This window comes from Enterococcus sp. 7E2_DIV0204 (assembly GCF_002140855.1).
GTDB lineage: Bacteria > Bacillota > Bacilli > Lactobacillales > Enterococcaceae > Enterococcus_L > Enterococcus_L lemimoniae.
Map to the genome: position 1 here is coordinate 565,879 of NZ_NGKY01000001.1, position 19,785 is coordinate 585,663.

Annotated in this window: 21 protein-coding genes; 8 read left to right on the forward strand and 13 right to left on the reverse strand. The window is 36.8% G+C overall.

Features of this window, described 5'->3' with window-relative positions:
* Positions 1 to 7: 7 nt before the first annotated feature.
* From A5819_RS02745 to A5819_RS19150, 5 genes are all read right to left on the reverse strand, one after another.
* Complete coding sequence (locus tag A5819_RS02745; RefSeq protein WP_086280020.1) at positions 8 to 2,014, reverse strand: hypothetical protein; 2,007 nt, start codon at positions 2,012 to 2,014, stop codon at positions 8 to 10.
* A gap of 15 nt (positions 2,015 to 2,029) precedes the next feature.
* Positions 2,030 to 2,314, reverse strand: a complete 285-nt coding sequence (locus A5819_RS02750) for a hypothetical protein (RefSeq protein ID WP_086280017.1) — start codon at positions 2,312 to 2,314, stop codon at positions 2,030 to 2,032.
* A gap of 56 nt (positions 2,315 to 2,370) precedes the next feature.
* A complete protein-coding gene (locus tag A5819_RS02755; protein ID WP_086280016.1) occupies positions 2,371 to 2,712 on the reverse strand; it encodes a tail assembly chaperone in 342 nt (113 codons plus the stop codon).
* Positions 2,713 to 3,099: 387 nt separating this feature from the next.
* Positions 3,100 to 3,609: a phage major tail protein, TP901-1 family gene (locus A5819_RS02760; RefSeq protein ID WP_086280013.1), complete on the reverse strand. Its 510-nt coding sequence runs from the start codon at positions 3,607 to 3,609 to the stop codon at positions 3,100 to 3,102.
* 22 nt (positions 3,610 to 3,631) lie between these two features.
* Positions 3,632 to 3,805 carry a hypothetical protein gene (locus A5819_RS19150; RefSeq protein WP_254907202.1) on the reverse strand — a complete coding sequence of 58 codons (174 nt, stop codon included), beginning with the start codon at positions 3,803 to 3,805 and terminating at the stop codon, positions 3,632 to 3,634.
* A 244-nt stretch (positions 3,806 to 4,049) separates the two neighbouring features.
* Here A5819_RS19150 and A5819_RS02765 point away from each other — a divergent pair, with 244 nt between their 5' ends.
* Genes A5819_RS02765 through A5819_RS02780 form a run of 4 tightly spaced genes read left to right on the forward strand, consistent with a single transcriptional unit; the run spans position 4,050 to position 6,663 of the window.
* Positions 4,050 to 4,520 carry a GNAT family N-acetyltransferase gene (locus A5819_RS02765; RefSeq protein WP_086280011.1) on the forward strand — a complete coding sequence of 157 codons (471 nt, stop codon included), beginning with the start codon at positions 4,050 to 4,052 and terminating at the stop codon, positions 4,518 to 4,520.
* Positions 4,521 to 4,532: 12 nt separating this feature from the next.
* Positions 4,533 to 5,054 (forward strand): GNAT family N-acetyltransferase, encoded by a 522-nt coding sequence (locus A5819_RS02770; RefSeq protein ID WP_086280008.1) that lies wholly within the window; start codon positions 4,533 to 4,535, stop codon positions 5,052 to 5,054.
* A gap of 18 nt (positions 5,055 to 5,072) precedes the next feature.
* Positions 5,073 to 5,879: an alpha/beta fold hydrolase gene (locus A5819_RS02775; RefSeq protein ID WP_086280005.1), complete on the forward strand. Its 807-nt coding sequence runs from the start codon at positions 5,073 to 5,075 to the stop codon at positions 5,877 to 5,879.
* A 28-nt stretch (positions 5,880 to 5,907) separates the two neighbouring features.
* Positions 5,908 to 6,663, forward strand: coding sequence for a MurR/RpiR family transcriptional regulator (locus tag A5819_RS02780; RefSeq protein ID WP_086280002.1), 756 nt, complete (start codon positions 5,908 to 5,910; stop codon positions 6,661 to 6,663).
* Positions 6,664 to 6,731: 68 nt separating this feature from the next.
* Here A5819_RS02780 and A5819_RS02785 read toward each other — a convergent pair whose 3' ends face one another.
* From A5819_RS02785 to A5819_RS02805, 5 genes are all read right to left on the reverse strand, one after another.
* A complete protein-coding gene (locus A5819_RS02785) occupies positions 6,732 to 8,060 on the reverse strand; it encodes a 6-phospho-beta-glucosidase (RefSeq protein WP_086279999.1) in 1,329 nt (442 codons plus the stop codon).
* 176 nt (positions 8,061 to 8,236) lie between these two features.
* The gene (locus A5819_RS02790) at positions 8,237 to 8,758 is read right to left on the reverse strand and encodes a GNAT family N-acetyltransferase (protein ID WP_086279996.1); all 522 of its coding nucleotides are present in this window, start codon (positions 8,756 to 8,758) and stop codon (positions 8,237 to 8,239) included.
* Entirely contained in the window at positions 8,755 to 9,228 is a 474-nt protein-coding gene (tsaE, locus tag A5819_RS02795; RefSeq protein ID WP_086279994.1) for a tRNA (adenosine(37)-N6)-threonylcarbamoyltransferase complex ATPase subunit type 1 TsaE, read from the reverse strand. The genes A5819_RS02790 and tsaE overlap by 4 nt, the downstream gene beginning before the upstream one ends.
* Positions 9,229 to 9,354: 126 nt before the next feature.
* On the reverse strand, positions 9,355 to 10,335 hold the full coding sequence (gene pta / locus A5819_RS02800) for a phosphate acetyltransferase (protein ID WP_086279991.1): 981 nt from the start codon (positions 10,333 to 10,335) through the stop codon (positions 9,355 to 9,357).
* Between the two features lie 153 nt (positions 10,336 to 10,488).
* Complete coding sequence (locus A5819_RS02805; protein ID WP_086279988.1) at positions 10,489 to 11,172, reverse strand: uracil-DNA glycosylase; 684 nt, start codon at positions 11,170 to 11,172, stop codon at positions 10,489 to 10,491.
* A 316-nt stretch (positions 11,173 to 11,488) separates the two neighbouring features.
* Between A5819_RS02805 and A5819_RS02810 the strand changes: the two genes are divergently transcribed.
* Together A5819_RS02810 and A5819_RS02815 are read left to right on the forward strand one after the other, a co-directional pair.
* Positions 11,489 to 12,358, forward strand: coding sequence for a Cof-type HAD-IIB family hydrolase (locus A5819_RS02810; RefSeq protein WP_086279984.1), 870 nt, complete (start codon positions 11,489 to 11,491; stop codon positions 12,356 to 12,358).
* A 39-nt stretch (positions 12,359 to 12,397) separates the two neighbouring features.
* Positions 12,398 to 12,916: an LURP-one-related/scramblase family protein gene (locus A5819_RS02815; RefSeq protein ID WP_086281409.1), complete on the forward strand. Its 519-nt coding sequence runs from the start codon at positions 12,398 to 12,400 to the stop codon at positions 12,914 to 12,916.
* Positions 12,917 to 12,939: 23 nt separating this feature from the next.
* On the opposite strand, the gene A5819_RS02820 is transcribed toward A5819_RS02815, so the two are convergent.
* The 3 genes from A5819_RS02820 to A5819_RS02830 all read right to left on the reverse strand — a co-directional run bounded on the left by A5819_RS02820 (position 12,940) and on the right by A5819_RS02830 (position 15,902).
* Entirely contained in the window at positions 12,940 to 13,509 is a 570-nt protein-coding gene (locus A5819_RS02820) for a GNAT family N-acetyltransferase (protein ID WP_086279982.1), read from the reverse strand.
* A gap of 143 nt (positions 13,510 to 13,652) precedes the next feature.
* On the reverse strand, positions 13,653 to 14,828 hold the full coding sequence (locus tag A5819_RS02825) for a 3D domain-containing protein (protein ID WP_086281407.1): 1,176 nt from the start codon (positions 14,826 to 14,828) through the stop codon (positions 13,653 to 13,655).
* 228 nt (positions 14,829 to 15,056) lie between these two features.
* Positions 15,057 to 15,902, reverse strand: a complete 846-nt coding sequence (locus A5819_RS02830; protein ID WP_086279979.1) for a putative ABC transporter permease — start codon at positions 15,900 to 15,902, stop codon at positions 15,057 to 15,059.
* A 345-nt stretch (positions 15,903 to 16,247) separates the two neighbouring features.
* Here A5819_RS02830 and A5819_RS02835 point away from each other — a divergent pair, with 345 nt between their 5' ends.
* Together A5819_RS02835 and A5819_RS02840 are read left to right on the forward strand one after the other, a co-directional pair.
* Positions 16,248 to 17,972 (forward strand): ABC transporter ATP-binding protein, encoded by a 1,725-nt coding sequence (locus A5819_RS02835; RefSeq protein WP_086279977.1) that lies wholly within the window; start codon positions 16,248 to 16,250, stop codon positions 17,970 to 17,972.
* On the forward strand, positions 17,969 to 19,732 hold the full coding sequence (locus A5819_RS02840) for an ABC transporter ATP-binding protein (RefSeq protein ID WP_086279973.1): 1,764 nt from the start codon (positions 17,969 to 17,971) through the stop codon (positions 19,730 to 19,732). Before A5819_RS02835 ends, A5819_RS02840 begins: the two co-directional genes overlap by 4 nt.
* Positions 19,733 to 19,785 lie beyond the last annotated feature (53 nt).

The window sequence follows — 19,785 nt, forward strand, 5'->3', positions numbered from 1 at the left end:
CCTCCTTCTAAAATGCTAGATTGATAGCAGAATCTTGTCCCATTGCTTCTGAAATATCGGAAACAAAGGCTTTGAATTGTTGATTGCCGAGTTTGATGTTGAAGGTTGCAGGTTGTTTAGTTTGAACCATCATTTGTTTGCTACTTGATTGAACGGATACATCTTGAACTGTTTCTAACTGCTGATCTAGACTGTCTAAGCTTGGCAGCATGATTTGAGAAGCTAATTTATCCATTGGTTGATCAACTACATGAGCATTTCTTTCAATACCAATAGCTAGACCCGCTGGTAACATTGCTCCGATTTCATCTCGCATCCAACGTGATGGTGAATGGATTTTGAAAAGACCTTTAAATGCATCTCCAATACTTTTACCAATGTTCATAACTGCGTCCAATGCTGCTTTAGCCATCCCTCCGATACCGTCGATCAAGCCTTGAATTAAGTTCATTCCTGCATCCTTTAAGTCAGGAACAGCTTTTATTACTGTTTCAAGAAGTTTCAACATGATTTTAGCACCTGCAGCTATGACTTTCGGTATGCTTTCACCAATTCCTTTTACTATAGCTAAAATTAACTCAACTGCCGCTGCTAAAATTTGCGGTAAATTCGCAAGTAGTCCTTCGCAAAGTTTTCCAACGATTTCTACTGCTGCATCTAATAATTTTGGTAAATTTTCAGACAATGTTTTAACTAAGGTAGTAATAGCTTGTAACGCTACTGGGATTAACGCAGGTAAGACTGATGCCACTCCTTCAGCTAATTTAGTTAAAATTTCGATCCCTTTATCAATGATCAATGGTAAATTATTCGTTATGTTTGCAGTAAATGCTTCAATTATGTTCGTTACTGCATCAATGATTTGATCTTTATTCGCTAAAATCCCATCAACTAAAGCGATTAATAAATCTAATCCTGTCAATAATAACTGTGGTGCTGCAGACAATAAGCTTGTTGCTAATGATTCAATCAACATCAAAGCTGCTGGAATTAGAGTTGGTAAGCTTTCAATTACCCCATTAACTAAAGCATCAATCAGGTCAACCGCACTTTGCATGATTACAGGTAGATTTACAGCGATTGCTTCGGCGAATCCAGCAATCAATTGTGTGCCTGAAGTCATTAAATCCGGTAATTTTGAAATGATTCCACTCACAAAACCTTGGATTACCTCAGGTCCTTTTTCAATTGCAGTATTAATCATACCTTCGAGTTGATCACCAAATTGGCTATTCACTAATCCCATACCTACAAGAGCAACACCTAAAATAGCTGCTGGCCCTAATGCCTGTAAAGCAATTCCAAAAACAGAAGTTAGCCCTTGAATCATGGTCGACATTGCTGTAGTACCAACGCCAGCAGATTTTTGTATTCCTTGGCCGATACCGCCAAAAGCCTTTGTAATTAAAGGTACTTCTCCAGCCATTTTTTTGGAGCCTAATGAAATAGATTCAAAAAAACCTGCCACATTCAATGCACCTGAGCCCATTTTATCCATGGCTTTCCCCACTCCTACTTCTAAAGACAACATTCCATATGCCATCTGTGGAGCTAAGCTTGTCACTGTTTTAGATAGATTTCTTGTAAAACCCGTTACTTTAGAATCTAACGAAATAAACGGATCTAACATTTTTGTAGGTAAATCTTTAAACGGTGATTGCATTTTACTAAAACTAGTTGCAACAATACCACCAATTCCTTGAGATTTTTTACCTAGTACATTAAATGCCTCAGTGGCTTTTCCCAACTGACTAGTTGCCTGTGAACCAAAACTTGTAAACATCGATTCAATAGAAGGTAAGCCAAATTTATTTAACGTAGCTTCTAATTCCTGGAATGAACTCTTTACATCATTAAAAGCCGTTTTTATTGCATCAGGATTTGAAATAGAAGAAAATAAGTAATTAATTTTTTCTTCTAATTGAGCGGTACTGTCAGTTATTTGAGTTAATGACCCGTTCAACCCTCCATCTACAGCAGATAAAATAGCCTTTACATTAATTTTATAGTCCACTTTCTCCCTCCTTTCCTATGAATTAAAATTCACGATCCAATTTTGAAGTTTTTCTTTATCAGGAGAAGTTCTTTTTTGTCTGCCTAAGATTTTCTCTTCTGCTTTGCGATAATCGAAGAATTTATCGAAGGTTCTAAAGACTGGCTTGCCTTTTCGAGTTTGTCCAGCCATGACTGTAGCCCAAGCCTGCATATGAATTTCATATTGTCGATCCAGCTGCTTTAATTGATAAGCCTTCATTCGTAGCTCGTAATCTAGGATCGTCAAGCGATCGATTTCATTAAAATCTTCAATCTTCAAGAATCGTAAACAATTTAAACGAACTTGCTCATATACTTCAGCAAACGTTATATCTGTTACGCTTGTGCTTCTTCTAGCATCTTGCTGGTCATCATTCCGGTATATTCCGACTTTTTTAGCTCATCGACCACTTCTTCAAATAGATCCTTTGTGCCATTTTGCTCAACATACTCTTCTAAAAATTTGACTGTCATCCGAGGTTTTTCTGTCATATTAGCAATCAATAAAACTTCAAAAAGAGTATCTACGTCAGATAAAAGCAGATTTGAAACAATTGCTCCCACACCTAATTTCAACTGCATGCCCCCACGTTCTACCGAGTAGCGTTTATTGATTTCTTTTAAAAATCCGTAGCCAAATTTACAATCAAATGTTTTTTCGTTCATCGTTAATTCCATATCTTTTCCTCCTAATTTTAAAAGCAGAACAAATCGGTTAATCCTATAGAAAATTAGGAAATTGGTATTGAAACGTTCCAATGTTTCATTGACGATTTATCTATTTTCGTAAGGTAACAACGTTCCGCTGCACTCCACCTTGTACTTTTCAACATCAGCTCATTTTATTCACTGTGTTTCAAAGCAAATGCTGAACAGGCTCTTTCAGCTCTGGGTGAAAAATAGCTTGAAACTCTTTTTGTCTCACTTCATTTTTATCTTTTTCTTCTGAAAAGCTAGCCTGTGAAACTAAATAACCTTTAAAAACTATGCTAATTGCCTCACTCTATAAAAATGTGAAAGAGGCTAGAAATCAACCTCTTTCATAATAGTTGTAAACTATTGCGATTACGCTTTCGGTTCCACTTTTACAGTGTCCTTAAACTCATAATCGCCACCTTCTGATGTATCCAGCTCTAATGCCGCAAAACCATTCTTACCTGCACCTTCGATCGCCCACTCCAAAGAGTATTCAACTTTATTTTCTGCTGAATCAGTTTCTTCAAATGAAGTAAAATAGCCTTCAAAATATTTTGCTTTAAATTTGCCTTCATCATTGCCAGTACCAATTTCCTTGGTATTAATACGCCAAATCTGAACACGCTTGTTTTCATCCATTGCCGTTTCCAATTTGTCGATTTGAGTTGAACCGATTTTATACAATGTTGTTGCCGTCACTGTTGTTTCAGTCGCTCCTGGTGTGACTACACTGCCATCTTTCGTGACAGTTGATTCACTTTCTTTTGATTTGGAATAACCATTCTCTGTGCTGTATGCTAAGCCCCACGCACGTTCATTTCCTTCATCTTCGGCTAAACGAAAACGCCATACTACATCTACTCCACTTAATGCTGTCATCTGTTCATTTCCTCCTTGTGTTTTACTGCTGTGTTAATTTTTTTAATTGAGATGCCAGTTGATTTTTCCGTCGTTGTTCTGCCTTTACTCTTCGTTGCAGCTTTTCGATAATTTTCAACTGTTGTTTGATTGCCTTATCTTGCTGCTCAAAAGTTAAGTACATCTTATTTTGCAAAGCAACATCCTCTACTTTCACTTTGACATCTCCTCTCATTTAAAGTCACGGGCGACTCTGTGAATCGACTGTTTACAGCAGTTATTACTTGATGAACCTAGTATACAAAGAAATAGTAAGTTCAAACTCCCAGAAGTCTGTTAAAATCATCCCAAGATACTGTTACATTTCTTTCACTATTTAGAGGGTTAAACCTTCTTTTTTTCTGATAAAAGCCGTTACTATGGTAAAATAATGGAAACGACAAAAAAGGATGTGCTGAATCATGTTCTTACAAAAATATACCAACGATTTCTCAAAGATGATCCAGCAATACCAATTAAATGACGAACAATTGCGCTATACAGGAACGCCAGAAATGCCTATCAAGATTTCTTTGAAAAATCCGTTCATCCATCCGATAATAGGAATTGCTAATGATCGCTTGACGAATTTTTTTGTCTTGGATGAAAAAAAGGATGTTGCTTTATATACAAGCAATGAGCAGGCACTTTTACTTAGAACCTTCTCCACGGATCAAAGATACCAAGGACAAGGCTATGCGAAAAAAGCGCTCCAGTTATTACCGGAATTTGTTCATCTACATTTTCCAAATACGAATGAAATTATTCTTGCAGTAAATAAACAAAATATAGCAGCGCAACGTCTTTATGAAAAAACTGGGTATCAACGGTTAAACAGAATCGTTGATGGAGAATATGGACCTTTATATATCATGAGTGTAAGATTGGACTAAAGGAGACAAGTAATGCAGAATAGAATAATTGAAAATGATCAACTCTATTTAAGAGAACTCACATCTGATGATTTCGAGGATTTAAGTTTGATTTTACAAGATGAAGAAACGATGTATGCCTATGAGGCAGCTTTTACGAAACAGCAAGTAAGTGATTGGTTAAACTGGAATTTAAAAAGCTATCAAGAAAACGGCTTTGGTTTATGGGCAATCATCGATCAAAAAAGTCAGAATTTTATCGGTCAATGTGGGATTGTTTATTCTGATGTTGAAGATGAATCGCTCTTAGAAATCGGCTATTTAGTAAACAAGCAATACTGGAATCAAGGCTATGCAAGTTCCGCCAGCCAACTATGCATGGCTTATGCTAATGACAAATTAAAGGCTGGAAAAATTTGTTCAATCATTCGAGATACAAATCTGTCCTCTCGAAAAGTTGCAGAAAAAAATGGTATGACCATCATCAAACAATTTGATAAAGATTATTCTGGACGACCAGTCGGACATTTTGTTTATAGTCTTGATCTAAACTAACAATATTGGAGGGATCAAATGCCTTTTTTAAACGTTTCTGGTGCTACTATTTATTTTGAATCGAAAGGTCAAGGAAGTCATATTTTATTAATTCACGCTGGAATCGCTGATTCACGAATGTGGTATCATGAATTTCATTCTTTGGCTCAGCAGTTTCAAGTCACTCGATTTGATCTTCCTGGCTTCGGTCAAAGTTCATTTACAGGCGGCTCATTTTCTTACACAATGATCATTAATGAACTTTTAGACCATTTAAAAATCAAACAAACATACATCTTCGCAGCCTCTTTTGGTGGAAAAGTAGCATTAGATTTTGTACTTGAAAATCCTAAGCGCTGTTTACGTTTAGCATTAGAATCTTCCACTATTGGAGAATGGGATTTTTCTGAAGAATTGCAACAATATGATGAAAAAGAGGAACACTTATTAGCACTAAATCAGTACGAACAAGCAGCCGATTTAAATTATCACACATGGGTTCTTAGAGACCGTGATCCAAAATATTTCAATTCTAACATAAAAAAACTAATACTTGATATGCAAATGACAGCTTTTACTAAGCCAGAGCCACTATCACCCATTGAAGAAATTCAAATGGCTCAACCACTATCTACAAAATTAGATCAGCTCACATGCCCAGTGTTGATTATTATTGGTGATCATGATGTTGATGATTTTCAAAAAATTTCTGCTTTTTTACATCAAAAAATTACTCATGCTGAAAAAGTAATTATTCCTAATGCTGCTCATTTAGCTAACTTAGAATGTCCAGAATTAGTTGAGCAACTGGTAACTGATTTTTTTTCTACACTAAACAACTATTAATTATTCAACAAAGAAAGTAGTGGATATCTTGTTATTCTTAGATCACAGTCCAGATTTAAGTCCTATCGATTTAGAAATTTATAAATATATTACGTCTCACCTAGATGAAGTGGTTTATATGCGAATTCGTGAGCTAGCCAAAGAAACCCACAGCAGCACTGCCAGTATTTTACGCTTTTGTCGAAAGTTTGGTTGTGAAGGGTTTTCTGAATTTAAAATCAAATTGAATTTATATCGAAAATCATTGACTGAACCAGTCACCACACATGCCGTGGATGAAACCTCTTTTACTAATTTTATCCAACGCTCTACTGAAGCTTTTTATCAAGAACGGATTCAGGCTGCAGCAAAATTATTGTCCGAAAAGGATCTTGTATTGTTTATCGGAACCGGCTCATCAAATATTATTGCTGAATATGGTGCACTGTATTTTTCTTCTATTTTTAGTATGGCGTTTCATATCGAAGACCCAATCAATCACCCAGTCAATTTTTTCAATAAAGCGATGGCAAAAAATGTGTGCGTGATCGCTCTTTCTGTTAGTGGTGAAAATGAGGCCATCATCAATTATCTAAATCATTTTATTACAAATGATAGTTCGATTATTTCGATTACTAATAGTGAAAAATCACCGATTGCAGCCCTTTCAGACGTAAATATTCCTTATTATATTTCAACAGAAAGAATTGGCGATAGTGATATTACATCGCAGGTACCGGCGCTTTATACGGTGGAGTATTTGGCGAAGGAAGTCCAAAAACAAAAAAGAGTAGAACCTAAATAAACGGCAAAAAAGCGTTAAACTCCTTATTACATTTCGGAGCTTAACGCTTTTTTCTTGATTTCTTTTAATTATTTTCCTTCTTTAAAGAAAGCTGGTAAATATTGTTTATGTGCTTCCAACAATTCATCCATCACTTCTTTAGCAACATCCCCACTAGTAATTAATGGATTCATCGTAAATGCTTGTAACAACGTACCGTAATCGCCTGTAACGGCCGCTTCAATCGTCAATTCTTCCATTGATTTCATCACTTGTAATAAACCACGTTCTTGTGGTTTAAAACTACCAAAGTTATAAGGTACAGGCCCTTTTCCAGTGATCGTACACGTTACTTCTACTGCACTTTCAGCTGGTAGATCCGTGATAGTACCGTTATTTCGAGTGCTAACAGTCATTGTTGTGCGTTTGTCATTATGGATTGAGTTGATGATTTCACACGCTGCATCACTATAACGTGCACCACCACGTTCTGCTAATTGTTTTGGTTTATAATCTAAATTAGGATCTTTGTATAGTTCAAATAATTCATGTTCGATTTCTTTGACTTTTTCAGCACGTGTTCCATTGTTTTTAAAATCTTCTAATTCTTCTGCTAACATTTTATCTGTGTAGTAATAATAATTGTGGTATGGACAAGGAACCATGTGTAGGTTTTCGACTTGTTCCCAAATCAAATTATTATCTTTGATGTTTGCTACGATCGATTTGGTATCGTCTTGACCATACATGACTTTGATCAGCTCGTCCGTACGATCTTTGCCATTTTTATCTGTAATCGTATGCCAGTGTAAATGATTGATCCCAGCAAATTGGAAGAATAAATCGCGATTGTCTTCTCCTAGCAATGCTGCTTCTTCAAATACCGCATTAACTGGAATATTACACAAACCGACAACTTTATCCCAATTACCATAACGTAAAACAGCTTCTGTTACCATACCTGCTGGGTTAGTAAAGTTGATCAACCAAGCATTTGGACAGAGTTCTTTCATATCTTCTACAATATCTAAAATTACAGGAACTGTTCTCAACGCTTTAAAAATACCGCCAGCTCCATTTGTTTCTTGACCAATCAATCCACGGCTTAGTGGGATGCGCTCATCTAAAATCCGTGCATCTAAAAGTCCTACACGTAATTGTGTTGTAACGAAATCAGCGTCTTTCAATGCTTCACGACGATCTAGAGTTAAGTGAACTTCGCAATCTACGCCAGCTGCTTTGACCATACGTTTGGCCATTGCACCAACGATTTCTAATTTTTCTTTTCCTGCTTCAATATCAACTAGCCATAACTCACGTACTGGCAATTCATCATATCTCTTAATAAAGCCTTCAACTAATTCTGGTGTGTAACTTGATCCTCCACCGATCGTAACGATTTTAATTCCTTTTGACATTTCCTTCAGCTCCTTAAGTATTTTATCTGACTTAAGTATAGCCTTTTAACAAGTCAGAATAAATAGAAAAGAAGAAAGTGGTTACATAGTAAAGGAAGAAGTAACCTGTAACATTTGAGTAACAAGACGTTACAAAAAAAGTATTGAACATACTTTCTTGTTCAATACTTTTTAACTCAATCAATCATCATACTCATCAAATGAACCTCTAAAAATTCTCCATCGTCCGTCTTCGCACCACGATCCATGATCGTTTCTGTTTTAAACCCGATTTTTTCATACACATGAACCGCACGCTGATTGCGGTGTTGGACAGTCAATTCTAGACGACGGATCACCTTACTTTCCTTAGCCCATTCAATTAGCTCTTCCATCATCAAACTACCTAAACCAAACCCCCAATAATCTTTTAAAATGCTGATACCGATCTCACCTATATGCTCCATGCGTTTTTTCGCTGATGCTTTGACAGAAGCCGTGCCAATGACTTTTCCGTCTGCTAAAGCCACCATCAACACGTTATTGGGAGATTCATATAAGTTCGCCAAGTTTTCACTCATCTCGTCTGGTGTCATTTCCATACCTTTTTCATCCATTACAAGATAGGGGGTCTCTCTTCCAACAATTCTTAAGGCTTGTAAAATATCTGCAGCATCAGCTGGAATAGCTTCCCGAATTGTAAATTCAACCTCTGTCATGTACGTTCCTCCATTTTTTGCTCAATACGTCTTAAAAACTGTTCTGATTTTTCCCCAAAAGCTTGCATTAGTAGTTTTCTTTTTTCCATGTCTTCTGGATCTTTCTCAATCGTGATATCTAAATAGTCAGCCGGCAAAAATTCTCCTAATAATTTTCCCCATTCAACAACGGATAAGCCATCGCCTTCAAAATATTCATCTAATCCAAGATCATCTGCGCCATTTTCGATCCGGTAGACATCCATATGATACAGTGGCAAACGTCCTTGTTGATACTCACGAATAATTGTATAAGTAGGACTTTTGATCATTTGACCGATGCCCAGACCTAAGGCGATCCCTTTGGTCATTGTCGTTTTCCCTGCACCAAGATCGCCAGAAAGAATGATTGCATTTCCTGGATCAGCAACCAAACCAATGATCTTCGCTATAGCTTCCATCTCTTCAAGATTGTCGATCATCATTTCCATTTTATCACCTGCCTATTTAAACAATTCATGTTTCTATGTACTGTAGTATACCGAATTATAGCAAAAAAAACTAGGGAACTGAGACAAAACGCTGAGCGTCTAGTTCCGGTTTCCTAGTCGTTTTAATTAGTTCATTAATGTTTGGGCAGCAGTAATGATCGATAATTTGTAAATATCTTCTTCATTTGCACCACGAGATAAATCAGAAACTGGTTTGTTCAATCCTTGTAAGATTGGACCAATTGCTTCAAAGTTACCTAAACGTTGTGCAATTTTGTAGCCAATGTTTCCTGATTGTAATTCTGGGAAAACAAAGACTGTTGCTTGGCCAGCGACTGGTGAATTTGGTGCTTTTAATTGAGCAACTGACGCTACATATGAGGCATCAAATTGTAATTCGCCATCGATCTCAAGTTCTGGAGCTAAGCTTTTCGCAATTTTTGTTGCTTCGACTACTTTGTCTACTTCTGGCGCTTTAGCAGAACCTTTTGTTGAGAAGCTCATCATCGCTATTTTTGGCTCGATATCGAATAATTCAGCTGTTTTTGCACTGTCAACAGCAATCTCAGCTAGTTCTTGTGCTGTTGGGTTTACATTGATTGCACAATCTGCAAAAATGTATTTTTCTTGATCGCGACCACGAACCATGATCATCGCACCACTTGTACGGCTAACACCTGGTTTTGTTTTGATGATTTGTAATGCTGGACGAACAGTGTCGCCAGTTGAGTGGATCGCGCCACTAACCATTCCATCTGCAAGTCCCATGTACGTTAGCATTGTGCCAAAATAGTTGACGTCTTTCAAAATCTTGCGTGCATCTTCTTCTGTGACTTTTCCATTACGGCGTTCAACAAACGCTGCAACCATGTCTTCCCAGCCATCATAATTATCCGGATCGATAATCGTAAAGTTAGATGTCTTGATTCCACGAGCATGTGCTGCTTCTACAATGGCTTCTTGTTTCCCAATCAAGATCGGTTCCATTAATTCTTCTGCTTTCAAGCGAGCTGCAGCTCCTAAAATACGAGGATCTGTTGCTTCTGGGAAAACAATTTTGATGTTACGGCGAATGACTTTAAATTTTAAGCTATCGAATAGTTCCACGATATACCCTCCAACTGATTATTTATACTAACTTATCATACACCATTCTTCAAGAAAATAACAGTTATTTCTAGCTGTATTAGTGTAAAAAATGCTGATTCTGATATTGTTTTCACAAACATGCCCTTCTGCACTATAACAGAGAGAACTGTTTTAGGACACTGTATCAGGCAACTGCCAGTTGATCGGCGCTTCTCCTAATTGCTCTAAAGCTTGGTTTGTTTTTGAGAATGGCTTAGAACCAAAGAAGCCTCGATGAGCTGCTAAGGGACTTGGATGCGGTGATTTAATGATAATATGTTTACTTGTATCAATCATTTTGATTTTTTCTTGTGCGGGTTTGCCCCATAGGATAAACACAATTGGTTTATCTCGATCGTTCAACTTCTTAATAATAGCATCTGTTAGATTTTCCCATCCTTGTCCTCGGTGAGAATACGCTTGACCATTACGCACCGTTAAAACAGTGTTCAGTAAAAGGACTCCTTGCTTTGCCCAGCTTTCTAAAAATCCGTGGGCAACTGGTGGATAACCTAAATCAGCTTGCAGTTCTTTATAAATGTTCATCAAAGATGGCGGTGTTCTCACACCTGGTTGCACAGAGAAACTTAACCCATGTGCTTGATTCGGACCGTGGTAAGGATCTTGCCCTAGTATCACCACTTTTACCTCTTCATAAGGGGTCAATTCCAAAGCAGAATAAATATGATACATATCTGGATAAATCGTCTGCTGACTATATTCCTGTTTCAAAAAATCCCGTAAATGCAAATAGTATTCCTCTGTAAACTCTTCTTTTAAAACATCTTGCCAACTATTATGAATAATTGCTTTCATTTATTGCCCTCCTTAATTTAAATGCGAAACGGGCTCGTCCAGCTCTGACAGGAAAATAGGAAATTATGACTGTGGCTTTTTTTCCACAAGTCATTTTTATCTTTTTCCCGAAAGGTTAGTACGTGAAGCTAGACAATTTCGATCGGTACGCTATTTTTTAATTCTAACTAATTAAAACTACTATTCTGACAGCTTTCTTTTACACGTTAAGCATATCTGATTTTTTAAGAAGTGACAAGAACATTTTTTCTGCACTGAAATGGAAAAAACATGGTAAACTATAGATAAGTTAAATAAACGAGGTGTAGAAAATTTTATGATTAAATTGATTGCTTCAGACATGGACGGAACATTACTCGACTCAAAAATGGGAATTTCTAAGAACAATGCATCTGCTATTCGAGAAGCGGAACGACGTGGCATTGAATTTATGGTCGCTACAGGACGCGCTTATACCGAAGCAAAACCTGCATTAGATGAAGCTGGGATCGAATGTGCGATGATTACCCTAAATGGTGCGAAAGTTTTTGACAAAGCCGGGAACTCGCTCTTTACAGCTGGGATCGACAAAATTACAACACTTGAAATTTTAGATATTTTAGATGCACATGATGTGTATTTTGAAGTTTCAACGAACAAAGGTATTTATTCTGAGCGCCAAGAAAAAAGAATTGAAAACTTTGCTTCGCATATCGCTACAACGATGCCCCATTTGACTTATAAAGTAGCAATCGCAATGGCGGCAGCTCATCTGTCTTTACTAGATATCACTTACATCAAAGACATGCGGACATTGATCCAAGAAAGTGATATCGAAGTGCTAAAAATCATTGGTTTCAGTATGGATGGTCCAAAGGTTTTAGGTCCTGCAAGTACTGATATTCGACAGTTAAACGATTTAGTTGTCACATCATCTGCCCAAAATAATATTGAAGTCAATCATAAAAATGCTCAAAAAGGAATCGCAGTTGCTCATGTTGCGAAAGATCGCGGAATTTCAGAAAAAGAGGTCATGACGATTGGAGATAATTTTAACGATGTCAGCATGCTGCAATGGGCTGGTGTTAGTTTCGCCATGGGAAATGCTGAGCTAGAAGTTAAAGACCACGCAAAATACCTCACATCGACGAATTTAGAAAACGGCGTTGGCGAAGCAATCATGCGAGCAATCCGAGAAAATTTGTAATATCCAAGTAACTAAAACGCTGAAAAGAGGTGAGATATGGTGTCTGAGTTTTTTATTCAAGAACAACAATTGAGCAATGTCACAAGAACCCTTGTCAAAGATGAGGACGGTAAGTCCACTTTCTTACTTGTTGGACGCTGGGGTACTCGTGGTGACGCGCTTTCTTTGTATGCAATGAATGGCGAACTAGTTGCCAGCATCAGACAGACATCTTTTGCTTTTGGTTCACGTTTCGAATTGTATAAAGGATTTGAAAAAGTTGGTGTTTTAAGAAAAATCTTAAATTTAAATGCTGATTTTTATTATATTCAACACTTGCATTGGACTGTTTTAGGTGACATAAAAAATCATCATTATTCTATTTATCAAGTCAATCACAACAAAATCATGGAAATGAGTAAAGCCACTCTCTTTTCAGGTGATTATTTTAGTTTAGTAGTTACTAATGATGAAGATGCACCACTATGCATTTGTGTTGCTGCTGTGTTAGATTACTGGTTATATAATAAGAAGAAACATCAAAATCATAAACCAATCATCGGTTGGGGAACTTGTTAAACAAATAAAAAATCAGCGGATGGTTATTCGCTGATTTTTTTCTGCATATGGTCGTATAAATGTCCGCTGATCATCATCTCAGCAACATCTTTAAACCCTTTACGGCTATACAATTTTTTAGCATTAGGATTCCCTTTGTCTACACTTAAACCAATGACTTCTTTACCTGATTTTTTAGCCATTTTTGGTAAAGCATCTAATAATTTAGAGCCAATTCCTAAACCACGATATTTCTCATCCACAGAGATCGAATCAAGGTACCATTCACCAGGTAACGTTTCTGGATCGATAAATATTCTGATTTCTTCATCCAAATTGTATTTACGCAATACTTTTTTTAGCGGTTCATCGATGATCGGTTCATCCTCATTAGGGTAGCCAAACGCAATTCCAGCAACCTCGCCCGCTTCTTCATAAACCAGACCACGTTGATAACCATAACGATAGGTAGGGTCTGCAACAGCTTCAGCTAAAACAGCCAAAAGAGTGTCTTCTGGTACAATTTCTAATAAAGGTAATTCCATATCTTTTAAAATAACTAAAATCAACGGAGCAATAGCCTCTCCGTCTTCTTTTGTTGCAAAACGAATCATTGTTATTCCTCACTTTCTATTCTTGAAGTGTACCATTTATTGTTTATTAATGCATTACATTCCTTTGTTTTTTAATTTGTTTTAATAATCGTTTGAGGAAACAATGTAACAAAAAAAGACACTCAGATGAGTGTCTTCGTTTTCTATTGAATCGTAACTTTGACGTTATTTCTACGTCCCCAAGTTAAACATTGGTCAACTGTAGGGAAATGGACGTCAATGATATTTCCGTTGATTGCGCCGCCAGTATCACCGGCAACTGCAAATCCATAGCCTTCTACCTGTACAAGCGATCCTAGTGGAATCACGCTTGGGTCAACTGCAATCACATTACTTTGTGAGCGAAGATCGATTCCTGTTGCTGTAATGAAACCAGAACCTGCTTCTCTCCATGAGTAAGCTGTTGATTGCATGTAAAGAACACGACCATTTGCTCCACCATTACCCGTTTCTCCGCCAGTGCTTGGTACTTCTTCTGGTTGAGATGGCGGTGTAACGACTGGTTGTTCTTCACTGCTAGAACTAGAGCTTGAACTGTCGCTTGATTCACTACTTGATGAAGAACTGCTACTTGAGCTAGACGATGAGACAACGTCAGCTTTTCTTTGAGCTTCTTTAGCTGCCTCTTGTTGTTTGCGAGCTTCATCTGCTTTTTTCTCATCTGTGATTCGTTTTTCTTCTGTTTGTTTTTGACTAGCGATTTGTTGTAACGCTGTTTGATTATCAGATAATTGCTGTTTTAATGTTACAACTTGCTCATCCATTGCTGATGCTTCATCCTGTAATTTCGTTTCGTTGGTTTGTAATTCTTCTTGTTTACTTTTTACAGTTTCTTTAAGGTCAGACAATTTTTCTTTATCTTGAGATAGTCTATCGATTTTTTCTTTTTCTGCATTTTGTAAGATCGTCATCGCATACGCTTTATTAAAAAAATCTGATACACTTTCAGCATCTAATAATACTTGCCATGTACGCTGTTCCCCACTTAGCTGGACATCTTTCATACGATTTCCAACGACTTCTTTACGGCGTGCAATACTTTGCTCTGTTACTGTGATTTCGGCTTCAGAGTTCTTGATTGTTTCTTCAGCTTTTGAAATATCTGCTTTAAGTTTTTCAATTTCAGCGTATTTTTCATTAACATCATTCAGAGCTGTATTGATGTCTTCGCTAAGGGATGCTCCTGTTTGTGCGGCTTGTGCTTCTTTGTCCTTCAGCTCATCTAATGACTCTGCTGCGGCGCCGATTGGTAGAGCAACATTTATTAGCAAGACAGCAGCTAAAAATGGTATCAATTTTTTTACTTTCACTGAATCCAACACCTTTCCTAACTAAATCCAACTCCACCTATTATACTAATCTACAACGCTTATTTTATTTCAATAGCGTTACAATTTATTACGTTTTAACGAAAACAGCCCTTTTTCTGTAACATTGCTTTGTTCTATCTAGTTCGTTCTTTTTAAAACAAACCTTTAAAAACCTTTATATAATAACGTTTATGACTCTTATAAGACACTACGAATGACTGTTATACTTTATAGATATTATTTACTATTTTTCTTGTTTTTATCGATGATTTGTTGAACTTCAGAAGGGTTTTTAACATTTTTCAACTTCAAATTAGGATAATTTCGAATCCAACGTTTTTGATTGTAACTCATATGACCTACTATTTTTTTAATTGACGGTGTGTTTTTGAACTCTTCTATCAAGGAAGTTCGTTCCATTTTTTTTGATTTTTTTCGCTCGTTGATTTCATCAGAAACAGATTCTTTAAGCTCAGAAATACTTGCTGATAACTCATCACGTTTTTCATTTAAGGTTGCAGCTAATTCTTGTTTACGTTCTTCAACGGCTGCACTAAGTTGAGTTGTGACTTTTTTGAATGATTGCATATTAACTAATGTATAAATTAAATCGCTAGTAATCAGTAATAATAAAATAATCGGCAGAACCAAGCCAAATTTTTCAGATAAAAAGTGCTCTAACAACATCACTTTAGGATGGATAACACGGACAATCAGCACACAGCCGACACCCCAAAAAAGTGATACAGGCAATGCGACACGGCCATTAATATTTAGTGGTACATCTTTATAATCCCACCAAGAAGCATGGAACAACTTTTCCAATCCATAACTTGTAATATACTCTAGAATCGTAACCAAGATCGTCGATAATAAGTATAAAACAACAATATTTTGTCTAAGCGGCTCTAAAAAATACAGGACACCTACTATACCAAAACCATAGATTGGACAATACGGACCTACTAAAAAACCACGATACACAAATTTTCTGGCCTTCAATGAGCAATAAACAGTTTCCCATAGCCAGCCAATAAACGAGTAGATGAAAAATAATAAAACGATTTTAATAAATTCATTCATATCTTTTCTCCTTAAAATAGCATTTACTAGCTATTGTATCAAATAACCACAGTTTTATGCGAGTATCTTTATTCTGTTGGAAAAGTGATATACAATAGAAGAAAGGTTTTTGCTTTGAAATTTGCCGAGAAACATGCTAATAAACATGCCAAGAAATACAACGAAGTCATGAGTTGATATTGATTGGTACAAGGTGACTGAAAGGAACGTTGTTACCATATCTAGCTACGTGGGCTAGCCTGCTGCTCTTTTGCTTTGAAACACAGTGAATAAAATGAACTGATGTTAAAAAGTACAAGGAGTAGCGAAGCGGAACGTTGTTACCTATATATTAAGGAGGATCTCATGATCAATTTACTCAAGTACGCAAAGAAATACCGCAAGCAAATTATTCTTGGGCCATTTTTCAAGTTTTTAGAAGCTTGTTTTGAATTAGTGCTGCCCTTATTTATGGCACGTTTGGTTGATCAAGGAATTCGTAATGGTGACCGAGCTTACGTGATCCAAATGGCCGGTTGGATGTTTTTGATGTCTGTTATTGGTCTGATCTGTGTCATGATTTGTCAGTATTATTCTTCAATTGCCTCCCAAGGTTTTGGAACAGAATTAAGGAATCAGCTGATGAAAAAGATCAATCAACTTTCTCATGCCGAGTTGAACAGCTTTGGAACAGATACATTGATTACCCGTATGACAAATGATATTAATCAACTTCAGTTAGCTTTGGCAATGTTGATTCGACTAGTGATTCGGGCGCCTTTTTTAAGCATTGGTTCTGTCATTATGGCTTTTTATATTAATGTACAAATGGGCTTTATTTTTCTTCTTATGTTGCCAATTTTTTGTATTATTCTTTATTCTATTATAAAAACAACCGTGCCATTATATAAAAAAGTTCAAGAAAAACTAGATTTACTAAATCGTCAAATCAGTCAAAATTTAAGCGGTGTTCGTGTGATTCGAGCTTTTGCTAGGAAACAGACAGAAGAAAAACACGTCAACAAAGTAACGGACGATCTATCTTCTATCTATATTCGAGTTTCAAATATTTCAGCTTTACTAACGCCTGCAACGACTTTAGTCATGAATCTTGGGATTTTAGCACTCCTTTATCTTGGCGGAATCAAAGTAGAAATCGGCGGGTTGCAACAAGGTGAAGTCTTAGCTTTGATCAATTATATGAATCAAATGTTACTTGCCTTGATCGTTGTCTCAAACTTAGTTATTATCTTTACACGGGCCTCAGCATCGGCTTCAAGAGTTAGTGAAGTTCTAGCTGTCGTTCCAAGTATCCAATCAAATAACACAAAGCCTCCTCATAAGGAACAAACAAATGGAATCGTATTCGATCATGTCTCTTTCCGCTATCAACCAGAGGCTGGGCTGGCTTTAACGGATATTTCCTTAACTATTCCTGCAAGCTCAGTCTTAGGCATTACAGGTCCTACAGGTGGTGGAAAAAGCACCTTGACTCAATTGATTCCCCGTTTTTATGATACAAGCCAAGGAAATCTATTCGTTGATGGTATCAATGTTCGTGACTGGTCTATAGATAAACTACGCAAAAAAATCGCCATTACACCTCAAACTGCCGTTTTATTTACAGGAACGATTCGAGAAAATCTTCAGTGGGGAAAAGAAGATGCCACTGATGAAGAATGCTGGCAGGCTTTGGAAACCGCTCAATGTAAAGATTTCGTTGAAAACCTAAGCGACGGTTTGGATACACAAGTGTATGAGGGCGGAAAAAATTTTTCTGGTGGTCAAAAACAACGGTTGACGATTGCTCGCGCTTTGATTCATAAGCCTGATGTTTTAATCTTGGATGACTCGTTGAGTGCTTTGGATTATCAAACAGACTTAAACTTGCGAACAGCTCTCCAACAAGACTTAAAAGAAACGACACTGATTCTAATTTCTCAGCGAATCAGTTCGATTCAACAAGCTGATCAAATTTTAGTTTTAGCAAGTGGAAAGCAAGTTGGTTTAGGAACCCATGAAGAACTATTGCGACATTCTCCAGCATATCAAGAAATCGTCGCTTCACAAGAGGAGGAAAACGAAAAATGATAGACAAAAAAGTGGCAACTAACTCATTTAATCGTTTCATGCCTTATCTGCTCCGCTATCCAAAAGAAATGCTCGCCGCTATTTTTCTCGGTATTTTGAGTGGATTGACTACCGTTTTGATGACTTACTATATGGGGAAATCGGTTGATACGATGATTGCTAAAGGAAATGTTGATTTTATACTTCTTGTGCAGTTGCTTAGCACATTAGCCGGCATTTTAGTTATTACCGTTATTAGTCAATGGCTGATCCAGCGCTTAGGCAATCGAGTTTCTTATCTTTCTGTTGCAGAACTACGTAAAGATGCTTTTGCTCATTTAAATCGTTTACCTTTAACTTATTACGACCAAACTTCACATGGAAATATCGTCAGTCGTTTTACAAATGATATGGATAATATTTCTGTCGCTTGTTCGGCTGTTTTCAATCAGCTGTTTTCAGGACTATCTGTTGTAATTATTGCTTTTTTCTTTATGCTAAAACTCAGCCCGATTCTTACAGCAGTTGTTCTAATCGCTACACCCATTATTTTTTTAGTCAATTGGTTGGTTGCGAAATCATCTCAGAAAAATTTTTCCGCTCAACAAAAAATCGTAGGGGAAATTTCAGGTTTTGTTTCTGAAATGGTTGGAAATCAAAAAATCGTCAAAGCATTTCAACAAGAAAATGCTTCTCAAAAACGGTTTGAAGCTTTGAATCAAGAATTATATGTTCGTGGTCAAAAAGCCCAATTCTCTTCTTCATTAACAAATCCATTATCTCGTTTTGTTGATCATTTAGCCTATTTATCGATTGGTCTTGTTGGTGGATTATTATTATTAAGTGGTAATCAGACGATTACAATTGGCGTGATTTCAAGTTTTACGATCTACTCTAGCCAATTTTCTAAACCATTTATTGAATTATCAGGAATCACTACGCAAATCCAAACAGCCTTAGCTGGATTAGATCGCACCTTTGAAATTATCAGTCAGCCTGAAGAAAAACCAGATGTTCAACATGCGTTTGTGTTAAATGATGTTATAGGAGAAGTAATTTTTAATCATGTTGATTTTGCTTATACGCCTTCAAAACCATTGATTCAAAATTTTAATTTAACCGCATTACCTGGTGAAACAGTTGCAATCGTTGGAAAAACTGGGGCTGGTAAATCAACTTTAGTCAATCTATTGATGCGTTTCTATGAAGTAGATAACGGTCAAATTTCGATTGATAATCATAATATCACCCAAGTCACACGAGATAGTTTACGAAAAAACTTTGGGATGGTGCTCCAAGATACTTGGTTGTTCGATAGTACGATCCGCGATAATCTAACCTATGGCAACCCAAACGCTACCGATGAGCAAATTGAAACAGCTATGAAAAAAGCCTATATTTTTGATTTTGTGACTCGTTTGCCTAAAGGCTTGGATACATTGATCGGTGCTAGTGGTATTAAAATCTCTGAGGGACAAAGGCAGCTAATGACCATTGCTCGGACCATGATTAGTGATCCACCAATGTTAATTTTAGATGAAGCAACTAGTTCAGTCGATACATTGACCGAGAAAAAAATTCAAGATGCCTTTTTACAAATGATGGACGGCCGGACAAGCTTTGTGATTGCCCATCGCCTTTCTACCATTAAAAATGCGGATAAAATTTTAGTGATGGAGCAAGGCTCTGTCGTTGAGATTGGTAGTCATGATGAACTGATCGATAAAAAAGATGGCTATTATCATGCGTTGTATGAAGCGCAATTCAAAAATCAATTGTAATAGAGAAAAGACCTCGACTTTCCATGGGATGTTAGAAAGTTTGAGGTCTTTTT

Excerpts from the sequence above, each read along its gene's own strand:
- A5819_RS02775 (WP_086280005.1), top strand. The coding sequence starts at position 5,073 with ATGCCTTTTTTAAACGTTTCTGGTGCTACTATTTATTTTGAATCGAAA.
- A5819_RS02760 (WP_086280013.1), bottom strand. The coding sequence starts at position 3,609 with ATGACAGCATTAAGTGGAGTAGATGTAGTATGGCGTTTTCGTTTAGCC.
- A5819_RS02805 (WP_086279988.1), bottom strand. The coding sequence starts at position 11,172 with ATGAAAGCAATTATTCATAATAGTTGGCAAGATGTTTTAAAAGAAGAG.
- A5819_RS02765 (WP_086280011.1), top strand. The coding sequence starts at position 4,050 with ATGTTCTTACAAAAATATACCAACGATTTCTCAAAGATGATCCAGCAA.
- A5819_RS02810 (WP_086279984.1), top strand. The coding sequence starts at position 11,489 with ATGATTAAATTGATTGCTTCAGACATGGACGGAACATTACTCGACTCA.
- A5819_RS02770 (WP_086280008.1), top strand. The coding sequence starts at position 4,533 with ATGCAGAATAGAATAATTGAAAATGATCAACTCTATTTAAGAGAACTC.
- A5819_RS02820 (WP_086279982.1), bottom strand. The coding sequence starts at position 13,509 with ATGATTCGTTTTGCAACAAAAGAAGACGGAGAGGCTATTGCTCCGTTG.
- A5819_RS02840 (WP_086279973.1), top strand. The coding sequence starts at position 17,969 with ATGATAGACAAAAAAGTGGCAACTAACTCATTTAATCGTTTCATGCCT.
- A5819_RS02790 (WP_086279996.1), bottom strand. The coding sequence starts at position 8,758 with ATGACAGAGGTTGAATTTACAATTCGGGAAGCTATTCCAGCTGATGCT.
- A5819_RS02835 (WP_086279977.1), top strand. The coding sequence starts at position 16,248 with ATGATCAATTTACTCAAGTACGCAAAGAAATACCGCAAGCAAATTATT.
- tsaE (WP_086279994.1), bottom strand. The coding sequence starts at position 9,228 with ATGGAAATGATGATCGACAATCTTGAAGAGATGGAAGCTATAGCGAAG.
- A5819_RS02785 (WP_086279999.1), bottom strand. The coding sequence starts at position 8,060 with ATGTCAAAAGGAATTAAAATCGTTACGATCGGTGGAGGATCAAGTTAC.
- A5819_RS02830 (WP_086279979.1), bottom strand. The coding sequence starts at position 15,902 with ATGAATGAATTTATTAAAATCGTTTTATTATTTTTCATCTACTCGTTT.
- A5819_RS02755 (WP_086280016.1), bottom strand. The coding sequence starts at position 2,712 with ATGGAATTAACGATGAACGAAAAAACATTTGATTGTAAATTTGGCTAC.